Genomic DNA, 26,119 nt, shown 5'->3' on the forward strand with positions numbered 1-26,119 from the left:
GGCTCTCCAAATGGCCAACGTGGCGATGGTGGAAAATTCTTAAATCAAAGCCGTTCTCATCGACAATGTTAGCCGTGCATTCAGGCATGACCCTCGTGAATATGGAGTGACATGTAATGTACAACGCGAAACGTGATGGACAGGGCGGCGGCGCCTCAAGCGCAATCCCGTCAATGGGTCTCATCGAGGGCCGAATCACCGTTCTCGAGGTTGTGGCCATGACTTCACTCGGGCTCTTGCTTAAGGTTGGAGACAAACGTGCGGCTCAGCATGTGCTTTCGACCATCCGGAAAGCCATGCGGGCAAAATGCGATGATATTCATCTGGGTACGTCTGACGCTGACTCAGCGATTGCCTATGCGCAGGAACTGCTCGATGCGACTTTGGACAGTACCGAGTTTCTGACGCCAAAATCGATCTCCGACGACCTTTTGATTGCCTAATACCCGGCCGTCCATTCGATATCCGGGCCATCGCCGTCGAGCCCGCTCAGGCATCGTCATAACCGACGACGCCCTTGATCTCCGTGAATTCATGCAGGCCGAACTTGCCGTATTCGCGCCCGTTACCGGACTGCTTGTAGCCGCCGAAGGGTGCCATCCCGTCCCAAGCCGAATTGTTGAGCCGGACCGTGCCCGCACGCAGCCGTCCGGTAAGCACCCGCGCCTCCTGCGGATCGCCCTGGATATAGGCGGCAAGGCCATAGGGCGTATCGTTGGCGATCGCCACGGCCTCGTCCTCGCTCTCGTAGCCGATGATCGACAGCACCGGCCCGAAGATTTCCTCGCGGGCGATGGTCATGGAATTGGTCACGCGCGTGAACACCGTCGGACGCACATAATAACCTGCGTTGAGATGCGACGGCCGCCCGAGCCCGCCCGCCACCAGCTCCGCGCCCTCCTCGATACCCTTGGCGATCAGCGCCTGGATCTTCTCGAACTGCAGCGCGCTGACAACAGGGCCGAGATTGGTGCGCGGATCCGAGGGAGCGCCGACGACCAGCGACGCCGCTTCCCGCGCCGCGATCGCGCCCGCCTCGTCGATATGCTCCGCCGGCACCAGCATGCGCGTCGGCGCATTGCAGGACTGGCCGGAATTGTTGAAGCAGCGGCGCACGCCACCACTGACCGCTGCCTCGAGATCGGCGCTGCGCAGCACGATATTGGGGGATTTACCGCCGAGCTCCTGATGAACGCGCTTGACGGTCGGAGCGGCGGCCTGCGCAACGGCGATGCCGGCGCGGGTCGAACCGGTGAAGGACACCATGTCTATATCAGGATGGCTCGACAGCACCGCACCAACGGTCGGCCCATCGCCCTGCACGAGGTTGAAGACACCCTTGGGAACGCCTGCCTCGTCGAGAATCTCGGCAAAGATGATGGCATTGAACGGCGCGATTTCCGAGGGCTTCAGCACCATGGTGCAGCCCGCCGCCAGCGCCGGCGCGACCTTGCAGGCGATCTGGTTCATCGGCCAGTTCCAGGGTGTGATCATACCGACGACGCCGACCGGCTCGTGCACGATCCGGGTTGAACCCTGCATATAGTCGAACTGGAAAGCCTCGAAGGCTTCGATCGTCTTTTCGAAATGGGTGACGCCGATACCGGCCTGATCCGACCGCGCCATGGCGAGCGGTGCCCCCATCTCCCGCGAAATGATGTCGCCGATCTCGTCGTTGCGGCGTCTCAGGATTTCAAGAATGCGCTTCAGCAGGGACAGCCGCTCGTCACGCGTCGTCCGCGAGAAGCTGTCGAAGGCGACGCGGGCGGCGTTGATCGCCTTCTCGGCATCCGCAGCCGAGCCCAAAGCGACGGTTCCGATCGACTCCTCTGTCGCCGGATCGATGACCTCAAGGGTCTTCAATACCTCGGGATCGACCCACTTGCCGTCAATATAGAATTTGTGGGCGTGTTCCATGCCTGTCTCCATCGCTTGACCGTCTCAGTCTCTCCAGACCGAATAGCAGAATAGCGTACCCATTCCGAGAGCGGTGCCGCATATCGGCCATCGCCAGCAGACGATTCCGTGAAGTCGCGACTGCGCGGCTCATTATTCCCCCGGAAGTCGCATTTCAGGGTCTCAAATCAGTCTCAATTAACGTTCAGGTCTGAGCGACCAAGCTGCGGACGGATCACGGTAGAGCCTACATGAAACGACAAACAATCCTGCTGCTCGCAATGCTATCGCTCCTGCCCGTCCCCGCTCTCGCCCATCCGCATATCTTCATCGACGCCAAGTTCGAGCTTGTCGCCGCACCGGACGGCTCGATCAGCGAGCTGCGCAACATCTGGCACTTCGACGAGGTCTTTTCCTCCTCAGTCCTCATGGATTTCGACAAGGGCGACAATCAGACGCTGAGCGCGAGCGAACTGAAAGCGGTCGGCAAGACGGTCAGGGATTCGCTTGCGCAGTATAATTACTACACGAACGTCACTAGCAACGGCAAAGCGGTGCCGATGGCCAAGCCAGATGCGATCCAGGCCGATTACAAGGACGGTTCGCTGACCCTGACCTTTTCGCTGAAGCCCGAACAGAAGACCTTCCTCAAGGGAACCACGGTCTTCGGGATTTATGACAAGACGCTCTATACAGCGGTCGATTTCGCCACCGACGACGATATGACCATCTCGGGGGCGGCCTCCGGCCGCTGCAAGCGCAAGGTCGTGAGGCCGAATCCCAAGGAAGTCATGGCGGAGAACCAGGCGGCGCTGACCAGCATGTTCTTCAGCGATCCCAAGGGTACGGACTACTCGCTACTCGTCGCAACCAGGCTGGAAGTCCAGTGTTGATCTCATGCGATTATTTGGGACGGCCGCGGCGAAAAAAACAATGGCGTCGTGTTTAGCGCCGGTTTTTCAGGTTCATGAAATGTTGTGCCGTTATTCTCGCCCGTAGACTTCGCAATCGCGGCGCTGGAACGGATCAGTTCGTCCATGACCGGTTGCTTTTGAACTTTTTGCTGTTTTGGGAACCGTAAACTGCGCTAACAATGCCGCAGGGGCGTCCAGGGATCGGGTGTTGTCAGAGTGTTAGTAGTCGAGACGTCTTTCTCTGCCCGGTTGCTGGCATTGACCGGGATTGGTCTGGTGACTGCGTGCGCAATCGGCGCGTTTCCCGCATCATCCATGGCGCAGGACGCCACGAAGTCCACATCCAGCACCTGGGTCGTGACGCTCGGCGCCACCGTGGAATACGGTCCCAATTATGAAGGCTCGAAGCATTATTCCTTCAGCGCCTTGCCGTCCTTCGATTTTTATCGCTTCGGTGACACCCCTGAATACAGTGCCCCGGACGACAATTTCGACTATACGCTCTTCGACCTCGGCAGCCTTGAAATCGGTCCCGTCGTCGGCTTGAGAGATGACCGCCTGGATCTCAACAATCTGCATCTGCAGAGCGAGCGCAGGGTGCGCTGGAACTTCGATGCCGGCGGTTTCGCACAATACTGGCTGATGGAAAATAAGCTGCGGCTGCGGACCGAAGTGCGCCAGTCCCTTTGGGGCGGCGACGGTCTGGTCGCCGATCTGGCGCTCGACTGGTTTCAGCCGGTTGGCGACAAATTGGTCCTGTCCGCCGGGCCGCGCATGTCGCTGGCAAACTCGACCTATATGAGCAGCAACTTCGGAATCTCTGCGGGCCAAGCTGCGAGAAACGGTCATGTCAGGACCTTCGACGCCGGCGGCGGCCTGAAATCCGTCGGCTTCACGGTGGCCGCGACCTATACGATCACGCCCCAATGGAGCGTGCAGGTCTATGAGAAATATAACCGCCTGGTGGGCGACGCCGCCGACAGTCCGATCACCTCGCAGTTCGGCTCACCCAACCAGAATATTATCGGCTTTACCCTCAATAGAACCTTCAACATCGACTTTTGAGCTACTGCACGCTTCGTGATCGGCGATGTAGTTCCGCGTCAGCGGCAGGACGTCGTTGCGCTTGGTGATCTGGATCTGGAAAACGACGAGATCCTCGTAGCGGAAGGCAGCTTCGGCGGTCGAAAGATAATATTCCCACATGCGGCAGAAGCGCTCGTCATAGAGCTTCGCCACCTCGTCCCAGCGCGCCATGAAACGCTCGCGCCAGCTTTCGAGCGTGTAGGCATAATGGAGGCGCAGCACCTCGACATCGGTGATCGTCAGTCCCGCCGCCTCGATCTCGGGCACGATCTCGGAAAGCGCCGGAATATAGCCGCCGGGGAAGATGTATTTGTCGAGCCAGGGCGTGGTGAAGCCGGGTGTCGCCGAGCAGCCGATGGTGTGAAGGACCATGACGCCATCGTCCTCCAGCAGTTCCGCGCATTTGCGGAAGAAAGTCCGGTAGGATGACAGGCCGACATGCTCGAACATGCCGACGGAGACGATCCTGTCGAAGCGGCCGGTCAGGCTGCGATAGTCCCTGAGCGCGAATTGCACTTCCGCCGGCGCTCCACTGAGGCCGGCCGGCACCCGCTTCGAGGCGTAATCATGCTGCTCTTCCGACAGGGTGACCCCGAGGACATAGCCGCCCGGCGCCTGCTCGGCCAGATGCAGCGCGAGACCACCCCAGCCGCAGCCTATGTCGAGAATGCTGTTGTCCGGCTCGATCAGGAGCTTGGCGGCGAGGTGCCGCTTCTTGGCCAGCTGCGCCTCTTCCAGCGATTGATCTGCATGCTCGAAATAGGCGCAGGAATATTGCCGGTCCGGGTCGAGGAACAGCTCATAGAGCCGACCATCGAGATCGTAATGATGCGCGACATTGGTCTTCGAGCGTCTCGGCAGGTTGCGATGACGGAAGATCCGCAGCTTCGTGCGGATATGATCGATGATGCGGGCGATCAGAGGATGCGTGCTGTTCTGCGCCTCCCGCAGCATCATCGCCACGAAATCGTAGAGCGAGCCATGTTCGACAAGAAAACGGCCGTCCATGTAAAGCTCACCAAGCCTTGCATCGGCATCGATCAGAAAAGCCCATTGCGCGCGATTGTCGGTAAAGCGGACGCAGACGGGCTCGCCGGTGCCATCGCCGAACGTCAGCGCGCGACCGCCCGCCGTCATCACGACCAGCGATCCCCGCGACACGATGCTCGAGAGCGCTCGCTTCAGGCTCCAATCCACGAGGCTGAATGCCAATATATTGTGACGACGATCTTCCGCTGGCAATCCGGTCATTATCGATCCTCACCGCTGTGGGGGCGCAGCGAACCGCGCTTCTCGTGCCAGTCGTCGCCACTCGTCGCCTCGCGGGAAGCACCCGCAATCAGCCAGACGCCCGTCAGGATCAGGCCGCTGCCGATCACCTGCAGGCCGACGACCGGTTCGCCGAAGACGAGCCAGCCGGTGGCGATGATCAGCACGTAGCTGATGCCGGAAAGCGGGAAGGCCCGGCTGAGGTCGAGTTCGGACAGCACGTTCATCCAGATGAAGAAGCAGGCGATCTCGACGGCGATCGCCGCCAGGATCCAATGCGATGCCAGCGCCTGCCACAGCCAGCCGGCCCCGGTCGCATCGCCCAATTGCTCGGCGCCGTGCTTGACGAAAAACTGGAACAGCGTGTTCAACACCGGCACGGCAAGCCAGGATAGGCGCATCGACGACATCACTGGCCCGCCTCGTCTGTGGAAAGCAGTGGCGAAACCAGCCGCAATATCTTCTGGAGAACGGGATTGCGATGCCGGAAGAACATCGTGTTGGCGGTCAGCTTGCTACCGAGCCTAACCTTGTTTTCATAATAGGCCTGGCCGCTCTGATAACGGCCGATCCCATGCTCGAGGCAATAGCGCAGATTGGTGAACCAGCTCAGGAAATAGAGATTGTAGGGACGCCCCTCCTCGCCATCCATGCAGAAGAACTTGTCGATGGCGATGTTTTCGTCATGCACGATCAGGTTGGCGGCCAGCAGTCGGTCCTCGACGAAATAGAAGGCGCAAAAGGAACGGCCGCGCATGCGCGCGAGGATACCCTCGAAATAATCCGGGGTCAGCTCCTCGAACTGCCATTCGCTGCGATTGCGCGTGTCATGGTAGAGCGCCATCACCTCCGGCAGGAAGTCGCCGAAATCCGTCCGCATTTCGACCCTGACCTGTTCGAAGGATTTCAGCTTGCGGCGCATGTCCTTGCGGGTGCCGGCCGAAAGCCTGGCGAGATATTCATCGATCGTCTTGAAATCCACATCGAGCCAGGCGGTCGGCAGGCCGCCGATCGAGGCATAGCCACGCGCGGTGAGCGCCTCACCGAATTCGGCGGCGACCGGTTCGGGAATGTCCTTCATCCCCATTAGCGAGCAGCCTTCCGTGGCCGAAAGCTCCTCGAAGAACGACAGCAGCTCGGCAAATAGCACACCGCGCCGTTCCGGCGGTACGTCGGGATGAAAGCCGACAGCGCCGGTTTCGGTGCAGGGTGATCCGAGGCAGGCTAGACGCAGCGTCAGAAAACCCGGAAAGTGTTGGCGCACACGGCGTACCGCTTTGCGGAGCCGGCCGTCCTCCAATGTCGTATCCAAGGCGTAAGGGCAAAGGAAGGCCGGCATGGCGGCGCTGACCCGTCCGTCCTCGACGACGGCGATGTAGCGCCATTCGAAGCCGGCGATATCAGCTTCTTCGATGGCCAGCAGGCAATCATAATCCTCGACCTGACCGCGAAAGCAGGCATTCCAGGCATCGCGGCCGATGGCGCGGATGCTGAAATGCACCTCGGCGACGGGGTCCCGGTCCGGCGCGGGTAAGTATCTAGGCAAGGGCTTGAGCATGGCTTGCCTCGAAGAAATCCGCCGTGAAATCCGCCACCTGGCGATGCTGACGGTCGACATGGATCATATGGTAACTGTCCTTGATCCATCTGAGCTCGTGCGGCCCACCGATATGGTCGGAAATATAGCGCGCATGTTTGGGGCTGCTCAGATCATCGTCCTCGGCATGCAGGATCAGCGTCGGCGTCTTCATCTGCGGCAGTCGGCCCCTCAGGGTCTTGCCCAGCCGATGCATCTCGACCAGCCCCTTGCCGGGAAATGTTTCGAGAACGCCCTCCCCCGCCATGGCCCCGATCAGCCGGCGCATGCGCTCGTCCTTGATCCCAAGCGATGCGGTCTCGCGGAAATTGAGACGGTCGAGAAAGGGGATGCGCGACAGCCAGCTAATCTGCGAGGACAAAAGCGGATAGTAGAACGGGACATCCCAGCCGTCATAATGAAAGCAAGGGGAATAGATGGCCACGGCACGGATCGTCTCCGGCTGGCGTTCAGCCGCCAGCATCGACAGCTTGCCGCCAACGCAGATACCGGCGGCGAAGACCTCTTGCGCTCTTTCAGCCAGCATCGACGATGCCTGCATGACGCTTTCCAGCCAGTCCTCCCAGCGCGAGCGTCGCAGCGTGCCCGCATCCACCCCATGGCCGGCCAGCAGCGGCGCGTAGACGCTGTAGCCCTTGCGGTTGAGGTGGCGAGCAACCAGCTTCATCTCGGCCGGAGCCCCGGTCAGCCCATGGATCAGGAGGACACCTTTTCCATTGGTGCCCTCCAGATAAAAGCTCAGTTCATCGGCTTTCATGAGAAAGCTCCGACTGCCGGTTCTCCTTGGCCATGAAGCCGAGGGCGTGGCAGGTGCTGATCACATGCGTACCGGCCTTTTCCTGCTCTTCCTTGATCTGCTCGTGCAGGGTCGGCAGTTTCGTCCAGTGGGTCTTCGGGCGGTAGTGATGTTCGGCATGATAGCCATTGCCGAACCACAGCCAGTTGTAGAAAGGCTTGTGGCTGCTGACGCCCCAGGCGATCGGCTCGTCCGGGTCGCCGTGCAGATGCTCGTAATAGCCGTTCAACGACGACAGGCAATTGCCGAGATAATAGAAAGGCGCGAAGAACAACACGGCCTTCCAATCATAGATCAATGCAATCGCGGCGAGACCGAGGAAGAAGAACAGCTCGAACCGGCCCCACTTCGCATCGAAGGGGCGGCGACGGGCGATGGCCTTGTGGATGTCGCCGAGGCTGTCGCGAAAGAAGCTCAGGAAGGTGTAGGACCACACATTCTCCGGCTCGCCATTGCGACCGTGGCGGTAGATCGACAGCATGTCGATCGTCTCGCCCTTTTCATCCGGCCGGTCGCTGTTGCCGGAGTGATGGCGCATATGCACCCAATGATAATAGGTCTGCGAGAAGCCGATCGCGACCGATTCCAGCAGGCTGAAGGCATAGTTCATCCAGCGCGGCTTGAAGTAGGGCGTGTGGATGAAATTATGGGATATGCTGTTGATGTTCCACGAAATCGACACGGCATAGAGGCAGCCAAGAACCGCGGAGAGCCACAAGGGCCGGCTTTCGAAGCCGACGATCAGGTAGACGTCGAAGGCGAGATGCGCCACGGCGGCCAGAACCGGCGCCGCATCCCATCTGGTATGAGCAAAGATTTTCATAGTCCGGTTACTCCCACGCAGGCCACGCCGGCGGTCACGAAGAACACGCCCATCGCGTGGCGGAGATTGATGTTTTCCTTGAAGATCACAGCGCCGGCGAGCACGATGACCACATAGCTCAGCGCCATCAGCGGAAAGGCGATGGTGAGGGGCACACGTTCGAGCACCGCAGTCCAGGCGAATAGCTCGACCGCCCAGAAGAGGATACCGAGCCATGTGACCGGCTTCGCGAGCGCAACAAGCAATGCGCTTTGGCTCGCCGACTGCTTGAAGCAGACCTCGCGCGCCGTTTCCGCCAGCACGCAGAATAGAATGAGGCCGAGCATCGGAAGGCTCAGGCTGCCGCTCATCCCATATACTCCGCCAGCACTTCGAGCAGCGCGTGATTTGCGGCGCTGTTGATGTTCCTGGTCGTCTCGACCTTCGGCCGGATGCGTGGCTGATCGATGAAGATTTCGGCCCGCTTCATCAGTTTGGTCCGAAGATCGCCGGCATAGCTCGGTGTGGAATAATCGCCGATGACATCCGCACCCATGATACGATGCCGGCTACCGATTTCGCTGATCAGCGCCAACAGATAGGGGAGCCGCATGCGGCCCTGATCCCAGTTGGTGACGGCATCGTCAGCGGCAAGCACGTCCTTGTCGATCGTCAGGTAGACGGCCTCGGTGCGAATCCGGCTCAGCATCCGATCGATGAAATTGTCCTCGCCGATCTCGGATATGGATTTCCAATGCAGAGCGCCCTTGTCCTGCCGATAGCTGGCACCACTGCCGTAATCCGCGAGCACCCGGCTCGGCGGATGCTCGTAGGGGTAAAGTTCCAGCTTGCCTTCGCCGAGCCAGTGCAGATTGGCACCCTTGCGCTCGGGGCTACGGAGATCCCGGCTGCAAACGCCGATGGTGATGACCTTCTGGATGTTGCGGTTCGCAAGGGCGCTGTTGACCCAGGAGCCGCAATGCATGCCGCCTTCGAAGGTGACCCAGTCCGGATGATTGTCGAAATGGATGAGCGTCGTGGCAACAGGCTGTCGCTCCAACGCTTCTTCGAGAAGCAGCGCCGTCACATGATGAAAGTCGCCGGAGCCCATGAAGCAGAGCTGCGGATCCTTGCCGATCGTAGGTGTGCTCTTGGCAATATCGCGACCGAGTTCGGCAAGCGCATTCTGTCTGCCCCAGAGCCGGATCGCCTTGCCGGCTCCCTTGTCAAAATACTGGTGCGCGCCGGCAAGCTTGCAGGCGCGCACGAAATCGGGCTGCAGCTCCAACGCATCATCAAGATGAAGAAGAAGGAGCTGCACCGTCTTATCTCCGGGCTGCGCGCGTCAGAAGTTGGTCGAGCAGGGCGAGCGCCAGATCGATCTCTTCTCGGGTAATGAGCAGGTTGGGCGCGAAGGTGATGACGTTCTTGTGGTAGCCACCAACGTCGAGCACCAAGCCGTACATCTTGGCGCCGACCTGCAGATCGCCCTTCATGCCTTCATCGCAAAGCCAGTCCATCGTCGCCTTGTCCGGCGTGTAGCTGTCGTCCTTGCAGATCTCCATCCTGAGCGCGAGGCCGAGCCCGTCGACCTCGCCGACAATGGCATGACGCTTCTGCAACTGTTTCAGCCCGTCGAGGAAATAGGCGCCCTTGGCCATGATGGCGGTGCCGAAATCTTCTTCTTCCAACATTTTCATCGCTTCGAGAGCCACGGCGGTCCCCATCGGATTGCTTGCGAAAGTGGAATGCGTGGAGCCGGGCGGGAAGATCGTCGGGTTGATCATCTCTTCCCGTGCCCAGACGCCTGAAAGCGGGTTGAGCCCGTTGGTGATCGCCTTGCCGAAGACGAGAATGTCCGGCGAGACGCCGAAATGCTCGATCGACCAGAGCTTGCCGGTGCGGTAGACGCCCATCTGGATTTCGTCGACAACGAGCAGGATGCCGTGTTCGTCCAGCACCTTCTTCAGCTCGACGAAGAAGTTCATCGGCGGAATGACGTAGCCGCCCGTGCCCTGGATCGGTTCGATATAGAAGGCGGCATATTCCGACTTGCCAGCCTTCGGATCCCAGACGCCGTTATATTCGCTCTCGAACAGGCGGGCGAATTTCTGGACGCAGTAATGCCCATACTCTTCCTTCGACATGCCCTTCGGGCCGCGGAAGTGATAGGGGAACTCGATGAACTGCGCCCGGTCGCCGAAATGGCCGTAGCGGCGGCGATAGCGGTAGCTCGAGGTGATCGCCGAAGCGCCAAGCGTGCGGCCGTGATAGCCGCCTTCGAAGGCGAACATCAGGCTCTTGCCGCCGGTATAGTTGCGCACCAGTTTCAGCGAGTCTTCAACCGCCTGCGAACCACCGACGTTGAAATGGACCCGGCCCTTGTGCCCGAACTTGCGCTCGGCGTCCTGGGCGATCATCGCCGCCAGCTCCACCTTTTCGCGGTGCAGATACTGCGAGGCGACCTGCGGCAGCCGGTCGAGCTGGCGATGCGCAGCGTTGTTCAGTCGCTCGTTGCGATAGCCGAAATTGACGGCGGAGTACCACATCTGCAGGTCGAGGAACGGCGTCCCGGACCGGTCGTAGACGAAGGAGCCTTCGCATTCTTCGAAGAATTTCGGTTTTGCCGTGTAGTGGACGGTATCACCGTGGGAGCAATAGGCCTCCTCGAGGATACGCAGTTCCTCTTCGGACTTGATCGGCAATTGCGTCTCGCCACTGAAGGCTTCGGCTACATTGGTTTTCATTAGATGCCTCTTGGTCTTGTTCATGCAGTCTTGGAATGCAGCGGCGCGCGCTGTCCGCGCGTAACGCTGGGAAGAACGGCTTTCATTTTCGGAAGCAGGTCGGTGAAGGTTTCGAAGGCGACATAGGGAATGCCGCGGTCTTCGCAGTAGTCGATCAGCTTGGCTTTCGCGAAGACGAGATCGACCTTGTCGGACACACAGAAATCGCTTCGCCCATCGCCGATGTAGATCTGCAGATCGGGGCTCTTGACGACCCGGCATTTGCAGACGCCCGAGCCGGACAAGCAGCCGCTTGCCGTCGGCGACGGAAAGAGCGAATAAGATTCCCGGCCATCGGCAAGGCAATAGCTGAGCACGTTGGCAACGATCGGTATGTCGCCAATGCCATGGCGCGCCAGGATATGACGAATGAAATAGTCGACGCCGTCGCTGACGATGGTAACGGGCAGATCGCTGCCGCGGCAGTACGCCAGGAACGCTTCAAAGCCGGGATCGATACTCGCAGTGTCCAGCAGGGCGTTGAGATCACTTCGGCTCGCCTCAACGAGGGCGATCTGCCGGCGCATGCATTCGCCCGACCCCATCAGCCCCTGTTTCCACTGCCGCTCTATGTCTTCCCACTCTGGATCGGCGAAACGGGATAACACCATATCCGTCGCGTCTTCGATGGAGATGGTTCCATCAAAATCGCAAAACACCTGCATGAAACGCCCTTTCGCCTTGTCCTTGGGTTGCGTTTAACAACCGTGGATGAGCCAGGCATGAGGGCAGAATGATGCGAAAATGAAATCGTGGTAAAGTTGACTCTATTCAGTATTGGGCAATCGTAGGTCGACACGCAGGCCCGAGCCCCAGCGCGGTGTCGACAGCTCTATCGTGGCGGCGAGCCGGTCCGCCGTATCGGCAACGATTGCCAGGCCAAGTCCGGCGCCGTCGGTATGCAGTGTATCGATCCGGTAGAAGCGCTGGAAGACGGCTTCCCGTTCGTCGGGCGGAATACCAGGCCCGCTATCGCTGATCGATATCAGCCAGAGCCCGCTTCCAGCGGCGATTATGACCTCGATCCTGCCGGCGACCGGTGTGTACTTGATGGCGTTGTCCAGGAGGTTGCTGACCATCATGCGCAGCAGCGATTCATCCGTTTTGACCTGTGCCGTCTCGTCACCCTGCAGCACGACATCGAGCTGCCGGCTGTTGATGATGTTGCCGAACTCCGCCAGCACCGATGCGACCATATGATAGAGCAGCACCGGCGTCGGATTGAGAGGATGATGGCTGACCCTGGCAAGTCGCAACAATTGCTCGATCAGATGGATGGCGCGGTTGTTGCTGGCAACGAGATCGGCGACGATCGCCTGCCGCTCCTGCTCGCTGTCGCTATTGCCCAGCATCTGCAGCAACAGCTTCACGCTGGCCTGCGGGGTACGCAGCTGATGTGCCGCAAGATCGGAGAAGCGCCGCTCGAGCGTCAGGGAATGGCCAAGCTTCTCGAGAAGCTGGTTGATCGAGCGGCCGAGCGGCAACAGGTCCCGGGGCAGGCCTTCGACGGGAATGGCCGAGAGATCGTCGGGCGACCGGGTGCGGATCTGGCGCACCAATCCGTGGATTGTTCGTAGACCACTGTTGATGCCGAGCCAGATGAGAAAGCCGATGACCGGCACCAGCACCAGCAGCGGAAAGAAGAGATTGAGCAAGATGTTGGAAACCAGCGTTTCGCGAAGGGCGATCTTTTCGCCGACCTCCATCACGATCGTCGAATTCGGTATCGGCAGCGAATAGACGCGCCACTCCTCGTCGCGATAGGTGATGGTGGTGAAACCGACCTTCTGCTGCGGCACATCCGACAGGAACGCCGTGCTGCTGTAGAAGCGGATATGGCCGTCGTCCCAGGCGCGGAACATATGGGCATCGGCATAGTCATCCGCGTCCTCGTTGAAGGCGAGCTGATTGTCCATGTTGAAATCGATATCGTCGATCTGCCTCGGGGCGCGGTCGGGCTCCCTTTCCAGCGGCCGGCGCAGCAGGCCCCAAATAATATTGGCGTCGTTTATAAGCTGGGCATCGTAGATATTGTCGATTTCGCGCGTCGCGCTGTTGAATGCGAAAGCGCCGACTACAATGATCGTCACCACTACGACCGGCGCAATCCTGAGGAAAAGCTTGCGGGTAAGTGTGGAATTGGTCATCGCTCGATCATGTAGCCTACGCCGCGGATCGACTTGATGAAATCGCTGCCGAGCTTCTTGCGCAGATTGTAGATCGTCACCTCGATCGTGTTGCTCTCGACCGTGCTTTCGGCATCGTAAAGCGCATACTCAATATCGTTCTTGGTCACATATCGGCCGCTGCGCTCCATCAGAAGCTTCAGCAGGTGGAATTCCTTAGCCGTGGTGTGAACCTGGACATCGCCCTTGCGGGCAACCATCGCCGAGGGGTCGACCTCGATATCGCCACAGCGGATGACGCTCTCGGTTCGTCCGTCGCGACGGCGGATCAGAGCGCGCATGCGGGCCAGCAGCTCGTCGAGATCGAACGGCTTGACCAGATAATCGTCAGCGCCCTCGTCGAGCCCCTCGACCTTTTGGCGTACGGCATCAAGCGCCGTCAGCAGCAGGACCGGCACCGAATTGCCCCTCTGCCGAATGCCTCGCAAGACCTCCATGCCGCTGAGCCGCGGCAGGTTGATATCAAGCACGATTGCCGCGAAATCCGAATGCTGGGCCGCTTCGAGACCCGACTCGCCATCGCGCATCCAGTCGACGCCGTAGGCGTGCTTCTCCAGGGCCTTCTTCAGGGATGAACCCAGAATATTGTCGTCTTCAACTAGCAGAACACGCACGGTCGATCTCGCTTCGCCGATGGGAATTATGGACCCGATGTGAACCGCAATTGGAGCGGCCTTGTGGCAAAGCCATCGAGCTTGCGCACCGGCTCAATACTTGAACAGATTTCGCGGCATAGCAAGAATCTGGCTTTTCTCACTCTCGCCCGTCACCAGCTCATCCAAAAAAGCCAGGTTGCCGGCATAGGTCTGCGCCGCCTCATGCTGGGTATGCGGCCAGTCGCTGCCCCACATGAGGTGGTCCAGACCAAAGGCATGACGCAACAGGGGATAGGCCTGCCGGGCGAAATCTCTCCCTTCCGGTCCATTGCGATAAGGAGCGGAGAGCTTGACATAGACCCGTCCCGAGGCACCGAGCGCCAACAAGGCGCGGAAGCCCGGATCGGCGATGCCGAGCTTGGGATCGGGCAGGCCAAAATGGTCGACGACCACGTTCATCCCATTGTCCGCCAACATTTGTGCGAGCGGCACAAGGTCGGCGGCGTTGCGCTGGATCTCGATCTGCCAGTCGAGCGGCTTCAATTTCGCGAGCAGGTCCCGCCATTCCTGCGTCGAGAAATCCGGCAATGCCTGTCCAACGAGGTTGAGACGGATGCCGACCACCCCGGCTTTGTCATAGGTGACGAGCTGCTCCAGCGAGGTGCCGGGGTCGATCACCACGATACCGCGCAGTCGACCATCCGCCGCTTTCAGGCAATCGAGAAGATAGGAATTGTCGGTTCCGAGGAAACTCGGCTGCACGAGCACGCCATGGGTCAGCCCATTCTCGTCGAGCTGACGCAGATAGGCGTTGAGGGGGGCGTCGTATTCCGGCGCGTAGCGCCTGCCCGACGCCAGCTTCAGCCTGCGGTCAAAGACATGCGCGTGGGTATCGATACGAAAGGAGGATACAGTCATGATGTTGATCGCTATGCGGCCCGGACCCATGGAGACCATGGATCCGGGGCCATCGAGAAGCAAGCCACGGCGGCGGTGACTGAGCTTTCAATCATGGTGGTATCTCGCGACATTCGGTTACAAGCCTATGATTGCGCCGAAGAGGATGGCTGCTCGAATACCTTGCCCCGCGTTTCCGGCAGCATGAATACGGCGACCAGCACCAGGGAATAGGCGAATGCCGCGTCGATACCGATGGCCGGACCGAGCCCGATCCTGTCGCTCAGGTACCCGACAAGCAACGGGAAGCCGGCGGAGACAATCCTGCCGAAATTATAGCAGAAGCCCACCCCGGTTCCACGAACGCCGGCGGGGTAAAGCTCGCTGAAAAGCGCGGCCATACTCGCCGGAATACCGGCCGAGAAGAAACCGAGCGGAAAGCCCAGAATCAGCATCTGCCAGTTCGACAGCGGCGCGAAGATGTAGATCAGAACCGTCGCCACGCAGGCACCCGCGAACAGGGTCACATTGACGCGCCGGCCAAGCCGGTCGCTGAGCATCCCGCTGACAATGCAGCCGCAGAAGAAGGCGACGATGATCACGGCGAGATAGGCGCTGGAACCGAGCACCGAGAGCTGGCGAACCTCGCGGAGATAAGTCGGCAAGAACGTCGTCAACGCCGCATAGCCGCCATGTGCCCCTGTACCGAAAAGCGCGCCAATCAGGGTGAAACGCAGCACGTCCGGACGGAAGATACCGGCAACCGTCTGCCAGAATGGCGGCTGGTCGGCTTTCGCCGTTGCCCTCCGCGGCTCAGGAATGCCGCGGCGAATGAAGATGATCAAAAGCGCCGGCAGCAGCCCCAACGCGAAGAGCAGGCGCCATGCGATCTCATGCTCGACAAAGGTGAAGACGATGGCGGACAGCAGAACCGCCACGCCCCAACCAACCGCCCAGGCGCTCTGGACTGCGGCAAGCGCCCTGCCGCGATTTTCCGGCCGGATGATTTCGGCCATCAGCACGGCACCGCAGGCCCATTCCGCCCCAAAGCCGAGACCCTGGATCGCCTTCAGCACCAGAAGCTGGTTATAGCTTGTGACAAAGGCACAGGCGAACGTGGCGAGCGCGAAGGTCGCGACCGTGATCTGCAGCGCCTTGACCCGGCCGAAACGGTCGCCGAGGGCTCCGCCGAACCAGCCGCCGATAGCGCCGAAAAACAGGGTAATCGAACTGAGGAGACCGGCATCGGCTTTCGTGATGTCGAAAGCGACGATCAGCGCCGGGATCGCCAGACTGAACATCTGAACATCAAGGGCGTCGAGACCCCAGCCCCCGAAACTCGCCCAGAACGTCTTGCGTTCCACCGGCGAGCACTCCTTGTACCAATTAGACATTATTCTCCTCCCCGCGCCTTTTTCCAGCGCGCCAGTTCATTTTCCTAAAGGTTACAGATCAGCGTATGTCGACGTGGTAGCGGAAGCGGTCAGCGGGACCGCGTGAACGCCGCCATTCAATGGGTCGTCGCTCCAGATCGAAGGCAACGCGTTCGATGACGACCAGAGGCGATCCCGGTTCCAGCCCCAGCAGGCGTGCCTGAAGCGGCGGTGCGATCTCGACGGTCAGCGTTTCCTCCGCCGATACGACCACCTGCTCGCAACGTTCCTCATAAAGCGGATAAAGAAGATCGCCGAATTCGGACGTATCGATCGTCAGCAGCGCTTCGAAGCGCGACCTCTCCAGCCAGATTTCCTCGGCCAGCAGAGGAACGCCGCCGATGAGACGAAGGCGTGAAAGGGAAATGACAGGATCTCCCTCGCGCAGGCGCAGCGCCGAGGCGACGGCCGAGGGTGCCGCGATACTTTCACGCCGAAGAATGCGGCTCTCGGGCACGCGGCGCTCGCCGCTCTCCGATTGGAAACGGAAAAACCGGAAAAGCGAGGAGTTGAAGCGAGCACGCCGCACATAGGTGCCTCGCCCCTGGTGACGTTCGACGACGCCATCGGCCACGAGCTGATCGATCGCCTTGCGGACTGTGCCTACGGCGACGCCGTAGGTTGCTGAAAGTTCCGCCTCCGACGGAATCGATTCGCCAGGCCGCCATTCCTGACGATTGATCCTCGCGGCGAGATCGTCGCGTAGGCGTTGATAGCGGGGAAGTCTGTCATCTAAAGAGGTCATGCAGTCATATAGATGACTAAATGACATATTGTCAATTCAGTAGCGTGGACGATGGATATGACGAATCAACGAAATCCGCACTCGTCGACTCCCTGCTGAAACGCAGGGAGCGGCTTGAAACTAGCACTATCTGAAAAGCGTCACGACACGGCTGCGGTCAAACAATCGGCGAGATGCGCGGCCATCGGCTGATCTCCCTGTGGTTTCAATATACCGATCTCCCGGTAAAAGGTCCTGTCGGCTAGCGACACCACGCGGACCGACGGCGGAAGAGGCAAATTTCCCTCGGTCATCGGCAACAGCGCCACACCAAGTCCCTGTCCAACCAAGGCCACCATCGGGGATATGTCATCGATCTCTATCGATTCCCTGACCGCGACGGATAAGGACCGTAGGAATCGGTCGACCTGCCGGCCGCCGAACGAGCTGCGCTCATAGCGAATGAACGATTGCTCCTGTAGCAAGGCCAGCCAGTCGTCGCCTTCGATCTGGTTCGGGACCGCCAGCACATACGGCTCACGCAACAAGGGTTGCCAAACGAAATCCTTCGGTATGCCGAAAGAGGGTTTGATGATCACGGCGAGGTCGAGTTCGCCCGCATCGAGCAGATCCAGCAAATGAAGGGAAATCCCCGGTACGATATGAATATGGTGTTTCGGAAATCGATCGCGAAACGGTACGAGCGCACGGGCAAGAACGGTTGACTGGACCGAGGCAATGGCGCCGACACGCAGACGCCCGCCGCTATCCTCATCCGCCGGATCAGCGATCGCCTCGAATTTCGCGATGATGTCCTTCGCCCGCTCAAGCGTTCTCAGCCCGGCGGCATTCAGCGTTGCCGAGCGGCCTGTTCTCTCGAACAGCTGAACGCCGAGCTTTTCTTCCAGCCGCTTCATCTGGCCGCTGACCGCCGCCTGCGTCAGCCCGATCCGATCACCCGCGGCGGCAAAGGTTCCGAAGCGGGCAATCGCCACCAGCGTTTTCAGTTCCGAAATCACGATTGATAATTTTTCCTGTCTCTCAGCCTCATTATATATCGTTTTTCATCAGAAAGAATGTTTCTTATAGGTCGCCGCATGGAATTTCACCTCAATGGAGATGAGCAATGACCACGGCACCCCTTCACCCTTTCCATCTTGCCTTTCCCGTCAACGACCTCGCGGCTGCGCGTGCCTTCTATGGTGGCCTCCTCGGCTGCTCGGAGGGCCGAAGCTCTCCCGACTGGATCGATTTCAACTTTTATGGGCACCAGGTCGTCGCCCATCTGGCCCCTCAGGAAACCGGTGAAGTCACCGCCAACGCCGTCGACGGTCACGGCGTTCCGGTGCGCCATTTCGGTGTCGTTCTGTCGATGGAAGAATGGGAAGCCGCAGCGGAGAGGCTGACCAAGGCGAATATCGAATTCGTCATCAAACCTTATATCCGTTTCAGAGGCGAGCCCGGAGAGCAGGCAACCATGTTCTTCAAGGATCCGAGCGGCAATGCCGTCGAGTTGAAGGCGTTTGCCGACATCAACAGCCTGTTTGCCAAATAAGGCTAGGCGCGGCGACGCAAAGTCCGCATCGCCGCCGCCAGCACATCGAAAATCCTTGGGTCGGTCGATTGCGCGACGTTGAAACGCATGAAGCTGCCGGCCGTGTCCATCAGGCTGAAGGCATTGCCGGGGGCGAGGATGACGCCCTCGGCGAGGCAGGCGCGGGCGATATCGGCCGCCTCGATCCCCTCCGGTAGCCGGCACCAGAGGAACATGCCTGCTTGCGGCTTCAGCCAGGGGACAATGCCGATCGCCTCCAGGCGCGCGGCAGTCTCGCCCATCGTCTTGGCAAGCCGTGCCCTGAGCGCCTCCATATGCTTGCGGTAACTGCCGTCCTTCAACGCCGAAAACAAAAGTTCCGCCGCAAGCTGGCCACTGCTGAAACTGGTGGCCACCTTCAGGTCGACAAGGCCATCGATCCAGTCCGGCCGCGCGGCGATGAAGCCGCAACGCACCGAGGCCGACAAGGTCTTGGAGAAGCTGCCGATATGGATCACCCGGTCGAGCCCGTCATAGGCGGCAAGCCGCGGCGCCGGCATCTGCTCGAAATCGGCGAAGATATCGTCCTCTACAATGATCAAGTCCGAGGCGTCGGCCAGCTTCAGCAGGCGATGCGCCGTTACCGGTGACAAGGTCGCACCCGTCGGATTGTGGACGGCGGAGTTGGTGATGTAGAGGCGCGGCCTATGCTTTTCGAGCGTCTCGCCGAACAGCGCGATATCGGGACCCGTCGGTGTATAGGGAACGCTGACGACATTGGCCCGATGCGCGCGCAACAGGGCATGGAAGTTGAAATAGCAGGGATCGTCGACCAGCACGGTATCGCCGGGTTCAAGCAGGAAGCGGCAGATGAGATCGATCGCCTGCGTGCCGGACTCCGTCAGCATGATCTGATCGGGCGAAGCGGCAATGCCGTGTTCGGCCATGCGCCGCGCCAGAAGCTGGCGCAAGGGCGGCAAGCCAAGCTGCGTTCCATAGTCGGTGAGAACGCCGCCTTCGACGCGCGCCAGACTGCGCATCGCGCGGCGCAGCGCCGCCTGCGGCATCCAGGACGGCGGAAGCCAGCCGCAGCCGGGCTTCAGCACATCCTCGCCCACCTCCAGCGATTGCCGCGAAATCCAAAGCGGATCGACATCGCGGTCAAGCGGGGGGCCGATCTCGGACAGGGAAAGCGGCGCGAGCGGCCCGCAGACATAGAAGCCGGAACCGGGCCGCGAGCGGATCACGCCCTCGGCCGCCAGCCGCTCATAGGCCTCGACAACGGTGGAAACCGACACCTGCATGGTCTTGGCGAAGCTGCGCACCGAAGGAAGCCGCGCGCCGGGCGGAAGGCTCCGTGCGGCGATCCGCTCCGAAATCGCCGCCATCACGCCCTCGATGCGGGTGCCGCCACCTCCGCTCGCCGCAATTAAGCCGTTCATCCGTACCACACCTCATACCATAACAGTTCATGCCAATTGTACTGCACCGTCTCTGGAATAGCCAGCCGACTTCGCCGATATCGCGGACGACAAACCAGGAGCATGAACATGGACAAGACGACGAGTGGCTGGATCTATGGACTGATAGGCGTGCTGATCTTCAGCGCCTCGCTGCCGGCAACGCGGGTGGCGGTGATGGATTTCGATCCCGTTTTCCTGACCGTCGCCCGCGCCGCGATTGCCGGTATCCTGGCGCTCTTCCTGCTGTTCGCCTTTCGGGAAAAGCGGCCCGTTCGAGGCGACATCGTGCCCCTCATCATCGTCGCAATCGGCTGCGTGGTCGGCTTTCCGCTGCTGACAGCACTGGCGCTCAAGCATGTCACATCGGCCCATTCGATAGTCTTCATCGGATTGCTGCCGCTGGCGACAGCCATATTCGGCGTCTTGCGCGGCGGCGAGCGGCCGCGGCTGGCCTTCTGGATATTTTCGGTGATTGGCAGTGCCATCGTCTGCGGCTATGCGCTCGCGCAGGGCATCTCCGCCTCGCCGATCGGCGACCTGCTGATGCTTGCGGCAATCCTGGTCTGCGGCCTCGGCTATGCCGAAGGCGCGGTGCTGTCGCGCCGGCTGGGCGGCTGGCAGGTGATTTGCTGGGCGCTGGTGCTCTCGCTGCCGGCCATGATTGCACTTTCTCTCTTTACCATGCCGCAGACTATTGCCGGCATCGGCGAACCGGCCTGGATCGGCCTGATCTATGTCTCGCTCTTCAGCATGCTGATCGGCTTCATCTTCTGGTATCGCGGGCTGGCGCAAGGCGGCATCGCCGCCGTCGGGCAATTGCAGCTTCTCCAGCCCTTCTTCGGCCTGGCGCTCGCCGCCACCCTGCTGAAGGAAAGTGTCAGTTGGATCATGTTCGCGGTAACTCTCGGCGTCGTCGCCTGCGTGGTGGGCGCGAAGAAATTCGCGCGATAGCGCATGCCGAAAAGCGCAAAGAATGGCCTTGCCATAACTAGACTGATCGGTTTATTATAAACTGATCAGTCAAAAAGGAGCAGACCATGGCCACCCCCCTCATACCGCCATTTACCCGCGAAACCGCCATCGCCAAGGTCCGCATGGCCGAGGATGGATGGAACAGCCGCGATCCGGAGCGCGTCTCGAAGGTCTATACCGAGGACAGCCAATGGCGGAACCGTGCCGAGTTTCCGCGCGGCCGCCAGGAGATCGTCGAATTCCTCACCCGCAAATGGGCGAGAGAACTCGACTATCGGCTGATCAAGGAATTATGGGCCTTCGATGGCAACCGGATTGCCGTGCGCTTCGCCTATGAATGGCGCGACGACAGCGGCCACTGGTTCCGCTCCTATGGCAACGAGAACTGGGAATTCGACGCCGACGGCCTGATGCAGCGCCGCTTTGCGTCGATCAACGACATGCCGATCAGAGAAGAAGACCGGAAATTCCACTGGCCGCTCGGCCGCCGCCCCGACGATCATCCCGGCCTGTCCGATCTCGGCCTCTGAGATGAATCATGACGCGCACTGTCTTTGAAAAATCGGACGCCATAGCCTTGGTCGCCGAGGTCTTTCGCGAACTCGGCTACGAGGGTGCGTCGATGAGTAGCATCACGGCGCGCACCGGACTGTCGAAGGGCAGCCTCTATCACTTTTTTCCCGACGGCAAGGAAGAGATGGCGGCAGAAATCATGGCCAATATCGATGCCTGGTTCGTCACGCAAATGTTCAGGCCGCTCGAGGAAGACGAACCGCGTGCCGCCATTGCCCTAATGTGGGAAACCACCAACACCTATTTCCGCTCCGGCCGCCGCGTCTGCCTCATCGGCGCCTTCGCGCTGGACGAAACGCGTGACCGCTTCTCAAGCGCGATCCAGGGCTATTTCAAACGCTGGATCGAGGCGCTTGCCGGCGCCTTGATGAGGGCCGGCGTCGGGGCATCGGAAGCGCGGGAGCTTGCCGAGGAAGCAGTTGTCGGCATCCAGGGCGCGCTGACGCTTGCGAGAGCCCTGGGGGATGATTCGATTTTCGGGCGGACACTGGGAAGATTGAGGGAACGGCTGATGGAAGCTCTCGGAAGGAGGGGCCTGTAAATCGGGTACGGAGCCCTAATCTTAAACAATCATCCACAAAAGCGTGGCAGCATTAATCATCTTTGATTTGCAACTGTCCAAGTTCCTGTGCTCAGCAGAAAACGGGAGCGCCGAGGAGATGGATAGAGATGCTGCAACAGACCAACGACACCGATGATGCACTGATCGACCGCCTGCAACGGTCGGCCTTCGACTATTTCATGCTCCACACCAATCCGCAAAACGGGCTGGTGGCGGACACTTCGATCAAGACGAGCCACTGCAGCATTGCCGCCGTCGGCTTTGCGCTGTCGAGCTATCCGGTCGCCGTCGAGCGCGGCTGGATCAGCCGCGCGGATGCGGCGAAGCGAGTGCTCACCGCGCTTGATTTCTTTGCTGACAGCCAGCAGGGCGAGGAGCGAGGTGCCACCGGCCATCGCGGCTTCTACTATCACTTCCTTTACATGGAGACCGGCAAGCGCGCCTGGAACAGCGAGTTATCGACCATCGATACCGGCCTCCTGCTGATCGGCGTCTTGACGGCAGCGGCCTATTTCAATGGCTCCAGCCAGGCCGAAAAGGATATTCGCGCGCAGGCGAAATTCCTCTATGAGCGCTGCGACTGGAACTGGGCCCTGAACAAGGGCCCGACGATCAGCATGGGCTGGAAGCCGAGCAGCGGTTTCCTGCGTTGGCGCTACCAGGGTTATGACGAGGCGATCTTTCTCTATGTGCTGGCGCTCGCCTCCCCCACGCATCCCATCCCCTCGTCCAGCTACGACGCATTCGCCTCGACCTACACATGGATGATGTTCAAGGACACGCCGTTTCTCTATGCGGGACCATTGTTCATCCACCTGTTCTCGCATGCCTGGATCGATTTTCGCGGGATCAGCGACCGGCATGTCGCCGAGAAGGAAATCGATTATTTCCGTAACACGCAGACGGCGATCGCCGTCCAGCGCGATTACAACGATCGTAACCCCGGCCATTTCGTCGGCTACACCAAGGATATCTGGGGCCTGTCGGCCTGCGACGGCCCGAACCCGACCGGCACCAAGCACAGCCGGCGCTATAGCCCGAAAGTTCTGGGCTATGCGGCGCGCGGCGCCCCGCTCGGTCCCGATGACGGCACGATCGCGCCCTGGGGGCCGCTCTCCTGCCTGCCCTTCGACCGCCAGGTGGCGCTCGACGGCACCAAGGCTCTGCTTTCCACCTATCCGAACCTGCTCCTGGACGGCCGCTTCCCCGGCGGCTTCAATCCGAGCGTCAAGGGATCCGGCCCGGAAGGCTGGGTCGATGACCGCTCGGTCGCCATCGACCAGGGCCTGCTCGTGATGATGATCGAGAACGAACGTACGGGCATGATCTGGAACCTGATGCGGCAATCGCCGATTCTGCGCCGCGGCCTCGACCGCGCCGGCTTCACCGGCGGCTGGCTGGACGAAAAACAGGCAAAGCCTGCGATCGCTTGACGGCGCAGTTAAACCTCCGCCTTGGTCATACCGTCCCGTAGCAACTGGACCTTGTGGTTGAGATCGATCATCTCCGGCACCGTGAAGCCGGAGCGACGGAGCAGCGTCTCCGTGAGGCAACCCGTCTTTGCATGAAGCTCGGCGCCCTTCGGGTTCAGGCGCACCTGAACCTGTCTTTCATCCGTAGCACTGCGCTGGCGTGTCACAAACCCGGCGCTTTCCAGCCGCTTCACCGCCGGCGTGATCGTGCTTGGCTCCAGGGCCAGCCTATCGGCAATAGCCGAGATGGTCAGGCCGTCAGTCTCCCAAAGCGTGCTCAACACCAGATATTGCGTATAGGTAACGCCGAGCTCATCGAGCATCGGCTTGTAGACGCGATGGATGGCGATCGACGTTGCGTAGATCGAGAAACAGAGTTGGCTGTCGAGCGGTAGTGTCGGGGCATCGGTCATCGTCGTCTCCTGGATTCAGCTTGGCTCGTAATCATTACCACAAAAAATGATATCGCGATAAATAAATCGCTTTACAAGGTTTGAAACGCGGCGTACTAAAATGATTATCGCGATAATGATTATCGCTGACAACAACGACGGAGGCAAGCACATGACCAACACCCTGATCGCCGCCGCCGCGCTCCCCATGGCCGCAACCATCCTCAATCCCGTCCACGCTGCACCTGTCGGCGCCAAGAATGTCGTCCTTGTCCATGGCGGCTTTGTCGATGGCTCCGGCTGGAAAGGCGTCTACGATATCTTGAAGAAGGACGGCTACAACGTCAGCATCGTCCAGAACCCGACCACCTCGCTTGCCGATGACGTCGCCGTCACCAAGCGGACCATTGCCCAGCAGGATGGCCCCGTAGTCCTGGTCGGTCATTCCTACGGCGGCGTCGTCGTTAGCGAAGCCGGCACCGACGAGAAGGTAAAGGCCGTCGTCTATATCGCTGCATTCGCGCCCGACAAAGGTGAGTCCGTGTCGTCGCTGATCGCCAATCCGCCAGCTGGCGCAGCCGTACCTCCGATCCTGCCGCCGGTTGACGGCTACCTGTTCCTCGACAAGGCGAAGTTTGCGGAAGCTTTCGGAGCGGACATCGATCCCGCAACAGCCTCATTCATGGCCGACTCGCAGGTTCCGTGGGGTGTCGAGGCCTTGGCCGGCGCGGTGACCAATCCCGCCTGGAAGAGCAAGCCGAGCTACTATCTGGTCGCAACCGACGACCACATGATCCCGCCGCCGGCCCAGCGTCTGATGGCCAAGCGCGCCGGATCGACTGTCGTGGAAACGGCCGGCAGCCACGCCGTCTACGTTTCCAAGCCGGACGTCGTTGCCGCCCTCATCGAACAGGCAGCGGCCGCTAAGTAAATGCCAAGTGATATTCGTTTCTTTCCGATACCGGAGCGTCCCAGGCGCTCCGGTATTGTCGTGTTGTAATAATCACGGTCGGGCGCTTCAAAGCTTCTCGATCATCGCGATCACATCGTCCTCAACGGAAATCCCGTTCGCCAGCGCTTCGCGCCGCGCCGTCTGGCCGCGACGCCCAGGCAGGCGGACATTGGGATCGCTGGTAATCTCCCCTGCCAGCAATGCCAGTCGCTTTGCCGTGTCGGCGGCGCTCATCGCGGCCGGATTGATGGCGATGATCGTGTGGCCGAGCGCCGGTGGCGGGCCTTGGTCGTCAAAAAGCGAAGAAGCTTCGAAGGCGTAGTTGGCGCCGGTCAGGCCGGCTGACAGGATCTCCACCATCAACGCCAGCGCGGCACCCTTCGCCTCGCCGGCGGGGATCATCGTGCCGACCAGCGCCTCCTCGGCATCGGTGGTCGGCTTGCCGTCGCGGTCGAAGGCCCAGTCGTCCGGGATCGGCGCACCCTTCTGCCGGGCGGCCATGACCTTGCCGCGCGCCACCCTCGACAGCGCCAGGTCGATGACGATGGGATCGGCATCCGGCAAGGGTGCGGCAAAGGCGATCGGGTTGGTGCCGAAGACCGGCGTCTTGCCGCCCCAGGGCGCCATCGAGGCGGGAGCATTGGCGACCATCAGCGCCACCAGCCCCTGATCGGCAAAGCGCTCCACCGTCAGCCCCATCACGCCGGCATGATGCGAGCGGCTGATGGCGGCAAGCGCAATCCCCTGTTCACGGGCGACGGTGGAAAGCTCGGCAACGGCAAGATCGAGCGCCGGATAGGCATAGCCATTGCCGGCATCGATGCGCAGAACGGCGGGATAGGGGCGCGTCAGTTGCGGCTTGGCGAAACCATCGGTCTTGCCGGCCTTCGCCTGCGAAGCATAGGCCGGCACGCGGCGCAAGCCATGGCCGCCCTGCCCGGCCGCCTCCGCCGCAACCAGCGCGATGGCGACAGCGCGGGCATTCTCCGGGCTGACCCGATTTCGCCGCAACGCCTCCACAACCAGCGTTTCGGCTTCGGCGAGCGACAGATGCATGATGAGAGACCTTGGAACGAATGAGGAGAGCAAGATATTCCTACGCCCTGATCTCTCTTATCGCAATGCAACAATGACTTGCTTCGCCGCACGCGACGACGAACCCGCCGGCTGGCGCTCCCTCCCGGCTGCGGAAATCATAAGAGCGACATCCGGTGGAC

At 60.6% G+C, this 26,119-nt stretch carries 29 protein-coding genes; 9 read left to right on the forward strand and 20 right to left on the reverse strand.

Annotated elements, in window-relative coordinates; all coding sequences use genetic code 11:
- Positions 1 to 116 precede the first annotated feature (116 nt).
- Positions 117 to 443 (forward strand): hypothetical protein, encoded by a 327-nt coding sequence (locus tag AB6803_RS24775; protein ID WP_371111370.1) that lies wholly within the window; start codon positions 117 to 119, stop codon positions 441 to 443.
- A gap of 46 nt (positions 444 to 489) precedes the next feature.
- On the opposite strand, the gene AB6803_RS24780 is transcribed toward AB6803_RS24775, so the two are convergent.
- Positions 490 to 1,917 carry an aldehyde dehydrogenase family protein gene (locus AB6803_RS24780; protein ID WP_371111371.1) on the reverse strand — a complete coding sequence of 476 codons (1,428 nt, stop codon included), beginning with the start codon at positions 1,915 to 1,917 and terminating at the stop codon, positions 490 to 492.
- A gap of 230 nt (positions 1,918 to 2,147) precedes the next feature.
- Here AB6803_RS24780 and AB6803_RS24785 point away from each other — a divergent pair, with 230 nt between their 5' ends.
- Positions 2,148 to 2,789 carry a DUF1007 family protein gene (locus tag AB6803_RS24785; protein WP_371111372.1) on the forward strand — a complete coding sequence of 214 codons (642 nt, stop codon included), beginning with the start codon at positions 2,148 to 2,150 and terminating at the stop codon, positions 2,787 to 2,789.
- A gap of 2 nt (positions 2,790 to 2,791) precedes the next feature.
- Here the strand turns inward: AB6803_RS24785 and AB6803_RS24790 are convergent, their stop codons facing one another.
- Positions 2,792 to 2,935: a hypothetical protein gene (locus AB6803_RS24790; protein WP_371111373.1), complete on the reverse strand. Its 144-nt coding sequence runs from the start codon at positions 2,933 to 2,935 to the stop codon at positions 2,792 to 2,794.
- 91 nt (positions 2,936 to 3,026) lie between these two features.
- On the opposite strand from AB6803_RS24790, the gene AB6803_RS24795 reads away from it, so the two are divergent.
- Positions 3,027 to 3,875, forward strand: a complete 849-nt coding sequence (locus AB6803_RS24795) for a MipA/OmpV family protein (protein WP_371111374.1) — start codon at positions 3,027 to 3,029, stop codon at positions 3,873 to 3,875.
- On the opposite strand, the gene AB6803_RS24800 is transcribed toward AB6803_RS24795, so the two are convergent.
- The 15 genes from AB6803_RS24800 to AB6803_RS24870 form a co-directional block, all read right to left on the reverse strand.
- Complete coding sequence (locus AB6803_RS24800; RefSeq protein ID WP_371111375.1) at positions 3,816 to 5,147, reverse strand: class I SAM-dependent methyltransferase; 1,332 nt, start codon at positions 5,145 to 5,147, stop codon at positions 3,816 to 3,818. The two genes, AB6803_RS24795 and AB6803_RS24800, sit on opposite strands and share 60 nt — an antisense overlap.
- The gene (locus tag AB6803_RS24805) at positions 5,147 to 5,575 is read right to left on the reverse strand and encodes an EamA family transporter (protein ID WP_371111376.1); all 429 of its coding nucleotides are present in this window, start codon (positions 5,573 to 5,575) and stop codon (positions 5,147 to 5,149) included. Before AB6803_RS24805 ends, AB6803_RS24800 begins: the two co-directional genes overlap by 1 nt.
- Positions 5,575 to 6,723 carry a GNAT family N-acetyltransferase gene (locus tag AB6803_RS24810; protein ID WP_371111377.1) on the reverse strand — a complete coding sequence of 383 codons (1,149 nt, stop codon included), beginning with the start codon at positions 6,721 to 6,723 and terminating at the stop codon, positions 5,575 to 5,577. Before AB6803_RS24810 ends, AB6803_RS24805 begins: the two co-directional genes overlap by 1 nt.
- Positions 6,704 to 7,519, reverse strand: a complete 816-nt coding sequence (locus AB6803_RS24815; RefSeq protein WP_371111378.1) for an alpha/beta hydrolase — start codon at positions 7,517 to 7,519, stop codon at positions 6,704 to 6,706. The genes AB6803_RS24810 and AB6803_RS24815 overlap by 20 nt, the downstream gene beginning before the upstream one ends.
- Positions 7,506 to 8,381 (reverse strand): fatty acid desaturase, encoded by an 876-nt coding sequence (locus tag AB6803_RS24820; protein WP_371111379.1) that lies wholly within the window; start codon positions 8,379 to 8,381, stop codon positions 7,506 to 7,508. The genes AB6803_RS24815 and AB6803_RS24820 overlap by 14 nt, the downstream gene beginning before the upstream one ends.
- Positions 8,378 to 8,731 carry an EamA family transporter gene (locus tag AB6803_RS24825; RefSeq protein ID WP_371111380.1) on the reverse strand — a complete coding sequence of 118 codons (354 nt, stop codon included), beginning with the start codon at positions 8,729 to 8,731 and terminating at the stop codon, positions 8,378 to 8,380. Before AB6803_RS24825 ends, AB6803_RS24820 begins: the two co-directional genes overlap by 4 nt.
- Positions 8,728 to 9,681 (reverse strand): arginase, encoded by a 954-nt coding sequence (locus AB6803_RS24830; protein WP_371111381.1) that lies wholly within the window; start codon positions 9,679 to 9,681, stop codon positions 8,728 to 8,730. Before AB6803_RS24830 ends, AB6803_RS24825 begins: the two co-directional genes overlap by 4 nt.
- Before the next feature lie 4 nt (positions 9,682 to 9,685).
- Positions 9,686 to 11,107 (reverse strand): aspartate aminotransferase family protein, encoded by a 1,422-nt coding sequence (locus AB6803_RS24835; RefSeq protein WP_371111382.1) that lies wholly within the window; start codon positions 11,105 to 11,107, stop codon positions 9,686 to 9,688.
- 20 nt (positions 11,108 to 11,127) lie between these two features.
- A complete protein-coding gene (locus AB6803_RS24840; protein ID WP_371111383.1) occupies positions 11,128 to 11,811 on the reverse strand; it encodes an MtnX-like HAD-IB family phosphatase in 684 nt (227 codons plus the stop codon).
- Between the two features lie 102 nt (positions 11,812 to 11,913).
- Positions 11,914 to 13,293 carry a sensor histidine kinase gene (locus tag AB6803_RS24845; RefSeq protein WP_371111384.1) on the reverse strand — a complete coding sequence of 460 codons (1,380 nt, stop codon included), beginning with the start codon at positions 13,291 to 13,293 and terminating at the stop codon, positions 11,914 to 11,916.
- A complete protein-coding gene (locus AB6803_RS24850) occupies positions 13,290 to 13,946 on the reverse strand; it encodes a response regulator transcription factor (RefSeq protein ID WP_007694608.1) in 657 nt (218 codons plus the stop codon). Before AB6803_RS24850 ends, AB6803_RS24845 begins: the two co-directional genes overlap by 4 nt.
- 93 nt (positions 13,947 to 14,039) lie before the next feature.
- Positions 14,040 to 14,846 carry an amidohydrolase gene (locus AB6803_RS24855; protein WP_371111385.1) on the reverse strand — a complete coding sequence of 269 codons (807 nt, stop codon included), beginning with the start codon at positions 14,844 to 14,846 and terminating at the stop codon, positions 14,040 to 14,042.
- Between the two features lie 125 nt (positions 14,847 to 14,971).
- Positions 14,972 to 16,219, reverse strand: coding sequence for an MFS transporter (locus AB6803_RS24860; protein ID WP_012652772.1), 1,248 nt, complete (start codon positions 16,217 to 16,219; stop codon positions 14,972 to 14,974).
- A gap of 58 nt (positions 16,220 to 16,277) precedes the next feature.
- On the reverse strand, positions 16,278 to 17,003 hold the full coding sequence (locus tag AB6803_RS24865) for a GntR family transcriptional regulator (protein ID WP_174161970.1): 726 nt from the start codon (positions 17,001 to 17,003) through the stop codon (positions 16,278 to 16,280).
- Between the two features lie 140 nt (positions 17,004 to 17,143).
- Positions 17,144 to 18,001, reverse strand: a complete 858-nt coding sequence (locus AB6803_RS24870; RefSeq protein WP_371111386.1) for a LysR substrate-binding domain-containing protein — start codon at positions 17,999 to 18,001, stop codon at positions 17,144 to 17,146.
- A 107-nt stretch (positions 18,002 to 18,108) separates the two neighbouring features.
- On the opposite strand from AB6803_RS24870, the gene AB6803_RS24875 reads away from it, so the two are divergent.
- Positions 18,109 to 18,537 carry a VOC family protein gene (locus tag AB6803_RS24875; RefSeq protein WP_034521795.1) on the forward strand — a complete coding sequence of 143 codons (429 nt, stop codon included), beginning with the start codon at positions 18,109 to 18,111 and terminating at the stop codon, positions 18,535 to 18,537.
- 2 nt (positions 18,538 to 18,539) lie between these two features.
- Here the strand turns inward: AB6803_RS24875 and AB6803_RS24880 are convergent, their stop codons facing one another.
- A complete protein-coding gene (locus AB6803_RS24880; protein WP_371111387.1) occupies positions 18,540 to 19,958 on the reverse strand; it encodes a PLP-dependent aminotransferase family protein in 1,419 nt (472 codons plus the stop codon).
- A gap of 108 nt (positions 19,959 to 20,066) precedes the next feature.
- On the opposite strand from AB6803_RS24880, the gene AB6803_RS24885 reads away from it, so the two are divergent.
- The 4 genes from AB6803_RS24885 to AB6803_RS24900 all read left to right on the forward strand — a co-directional run bounded on the left by AB6803_RS24885 (position 20,067) and on the right by AB6803_RS24900 (position 23,519).
- The gene (locus AB6803_RS24885) at positions 20,067 to 20,930 is read left to right on the forward strand and encodes a DMT family transporter (RefSeq protein WP_371111388.1); all 864 of its coding nucleotides are present in this window, start codon (positions 20,067 to 20,069) and stop codon (positions 20,928 to 20,930) included.
- An 86-nt stretch (positions 20,931 to 21,016) separates the two neighbouring features.
- On the forward strand, positions 21,017 to 21,481 hold the full coding sequence (locus tag AB6803_RS24890; RefSeq protein WP_371111389.1) for a DUF1348 family protein: 465 nt from the start codon (positions 21,017 to 21,019) through the stop codon (positions 21,479 to 21,481).
- 8 nt (positions 21,482 to 21,489) lie between these two features.
- Positions 21,490 to 22,065 carry a TetR/AcrR family transcriptional regulator gene (locus AB6803_RS24895; protein WP_371111390.1) on the forward strand — a complete coding sequence of 192 codons (576 nt, stop codon included), beginning with the start codon at positions 21,490 to 21,492 and terminating at the stop codon, positions 22,063 to 22,065.
- Between the two features lie 128 nt (positions 22,066 to 22,193).
- Positions 22,194 to 23,519, forward strand: a complete 1,326-nt coding sequence (locus AB6803_RS24900; RefSeq protein WP_371111391.1) for a glucoamylase family protein — start codon at positions 22,194 to 22,196, stop codon at positions 23,517 to 23,519.
- A gap of 8 nt (positions 23,520 to 23,527) precedes the next feature.
- On the opposite strand, the gene AB6803_RS24905 is transcribed toward AB6803_RS24900, so the two are convergent.
- Positions 23,528 to 23,971 (reverse strand): MarR family winged helix-turn-helix transcriptional regulator, encoded by a 444-nt coding sequence (locus AB6803_RS24905; protein WP_371111392.1) that lies wholly within the window; start codon positions 23,969 to 23,971, stop codon positions 23,528 to 23,530.
- A 151-nt stretch (positions 23,972 to 24,122) separates the two neighbouring features.
- On the opposite strand from AB6803_RS24905, the gene AB6803_RS24910 reads away from it, so the two are divergent.
- Entirely contained in the window at positions 24,123 to 24,881 is a 759-nt protein-coding gene (locus AB6803_RS24910) for an alpha/beta hydrolase (RefSeq protein ID WP_371111393.1), read from the forward strand.
- An 87-nt stretch (positions 24,882 to 24,968) separates the two neighbouring features.
- Here the strand turns inward: AB6803_RS24910 and AB6803_RS24915 are convergent, their stop codons facing one another.
- Complete coding sequence (locus AB6803_RS24915; RefSeq protein ID WP_371111394.1) at positions 24,969 to 25,958, reverse strand: Ldh family oxidoreductase; 990 nt, start codon at positions 25,956 to 25,958, stop codon at positions 24,969 to 24,971.
- Positions 25,959 to 26,119: the final 161 nt, after the last annotated feature.

It is taken from the genome of Rhizobium sp. RCC_161_2, from assembly GCF_041355235.1.
In the GTDB taxonomy this organism is placed as follows: Bacteria; Pseudomonadota; Alphaproteobacteria; order Rhizobiales; family Rhizobiaceae; genus Rhizobium.

Coding starts and splice junctions, on each gene's coding strand:
- AB6803_RS24775 (WP_371111370.1), top strand. CDS start 117: ATGTACAACGCGAAACGTGATGGACAGGGCGGCGGCGCCTCAAGCGCA.
- AB6803_RS24780 (WP_371111371.1), bottom strand. CDS start 1,917: ATGGAACACGCCCACAAATTCTATATTGACGGCAAGTGGGTCGATCCC.
- AB6803_RS24785 (WP_371111372.1), top strand. CDS start 2,148: ATGAAACGACAAACAATCCTGCTGCTCGCAATGCTATCGCTCCTGCCC.
- AB6803_RS24790 (WP_371111373.1), bottom strand. CDS start 2,935: ATGGACGAACTGATCCGTTCCAGCGCCGCGATTGCGAAGTCTACGGGC.
- AB6803_RS24800 (WP_371111375.1), bottom strand. CDS start 5,147: ATGACCGGATTGCCAGCGGAAGATCGTCGTCACAATATATTGGCATTC.
- AB6803_RS24805 (WP_371111376.1), bottom strand. CDS start 5,575: ATGTCGTCGATGCGCCTATCCTGGCTTGCCGTGCCGGTGTTGAACACG.
- AB6803_RS24810 (WP_371111377.1), bottom strand. CDS start 6,723: ATGCTCAAGCCCTTGCCTAGATACTTACCCGCGCCGGACCGGGACCCC.
- AB6803_RS24815 (WP_371111378.1), bottom strand. CDS start 7,519: ATGAAAGCCGATGAACTGAGCTTTTATCTGGAGGGCACCAATGGAAAA.
- AB6803_RS24820 (WP_371111379.1), bottom strand. CDS start 8,381: ATGAAAATCTTTGCTCATACCAGATGGGATGCGGCGCCGGTTCTGGCC.
- AB6803_RS24825 (WP_371111380.1), bottom strand. CDS start 8,731: ATGAGCGGCAGCCTGAGCCTTCCGATGCTCGGCCTCATTCTATTCTGC.
- AB6803_RS24835 (WP_371111382.1), bottom strand. CDS start 11,107: ATGAAAACCAATGTAGCCGAAGCCTTCAGTGGCGAGACGCAATTGCCG.
- AB6803_RS24840 (WP_371111383.1), bottom strand. CDS start 11,811: ATGCAGGTGTTTTGCGATTTTGATGGAACCATCTCCATCGAAGACGCG.
- AB6803_RS24845 (WP_371111384.1), bottom strand. CDS start 13,293: ATGACCAATTCCACACTTACCCGCAAGCTTTTCCTCAGGATTGCGCCG.
- AB6803_RS24855 (WP_371111385.1), bottom strand. CDS start 14,846: ATGACTGTATCCTCCTTTCGTATCGATACCCACGCGCATGTCTTTGAC.
- AB6803_RS24860 (WP_012652772.1), bottom strand. CDS start 16,219: ATGTCTAATTGGTACAAGGAGTGCTCGCCGGTGGAACGCAAGACGTTC.
- AB6803_RS24865 (WP_174161970.1), bottom strand. CDS start 17,003: ATGACCTCTTTAGATGACAGACTTCCCCGCTATCAACGCCTACGCGAC.
- AB6803_RS24875 (WP_034521795.1), top strand. CDS start 18,109: ATGACCACGGCACCCCTTCACCCTTTCCATCTTGCCTTTCCCGTCAAC.
- AB6803_RS24880 (WP_371111387.1), bottom strand. CDS start 19,958: ATGAACGGCTTAATTGCGGCGAGCGGAGGTGGCGGCACCCGCATCGAG.
- AB6803_RS24885 (WP_371111388.1), top strand. CDS start 20,067: ATGGACAAGACGACGAGTGGCTGGATCTATGGACTGATAGGCGTGCTG.
- AB6803_RS24890 (WP_371111389.1), top strand. CDS start 21,017: ATGGCCACCCCCCTCATACCGCCATTTACCCGCGAAACCGCCATCGCC.
- AB6803_RS24895 (WP_371111390.1), top strand. CDS start 21,490: ATGACGCGCACTGTCTTTGAAAAATCGGACGCCATAGCCTTGGTCGCC.
- AB6803_RS24900 (WP_371111391.1), top strand. CDS start 22,194: ATGCTGCAACAGACCAACGACACCGATGATGCACTGATCGACCGCCTG.
- AB6803_RS24905 (WP_371111392.1), bottom strand. CDS start 23,971: ATGACCGATGCCCCGACACTACCGCTCGACAGCCAACTCTGTTTCTCG.
- AB6803_RS24910 (WP_371111393.1), top strand. CDS start 24,123: ATGACCAACACCCTGATCGCCGCCGCCGCGCTCCCCATGGCCGCAACC.
- AB6803_RS24915 (WP_371111394.1), bottom strand. CDS start 25,958: ATGCATCTGTCGCTCGCCGAAGCCGAAACGCTGGTTGTGGAGGCGTTG.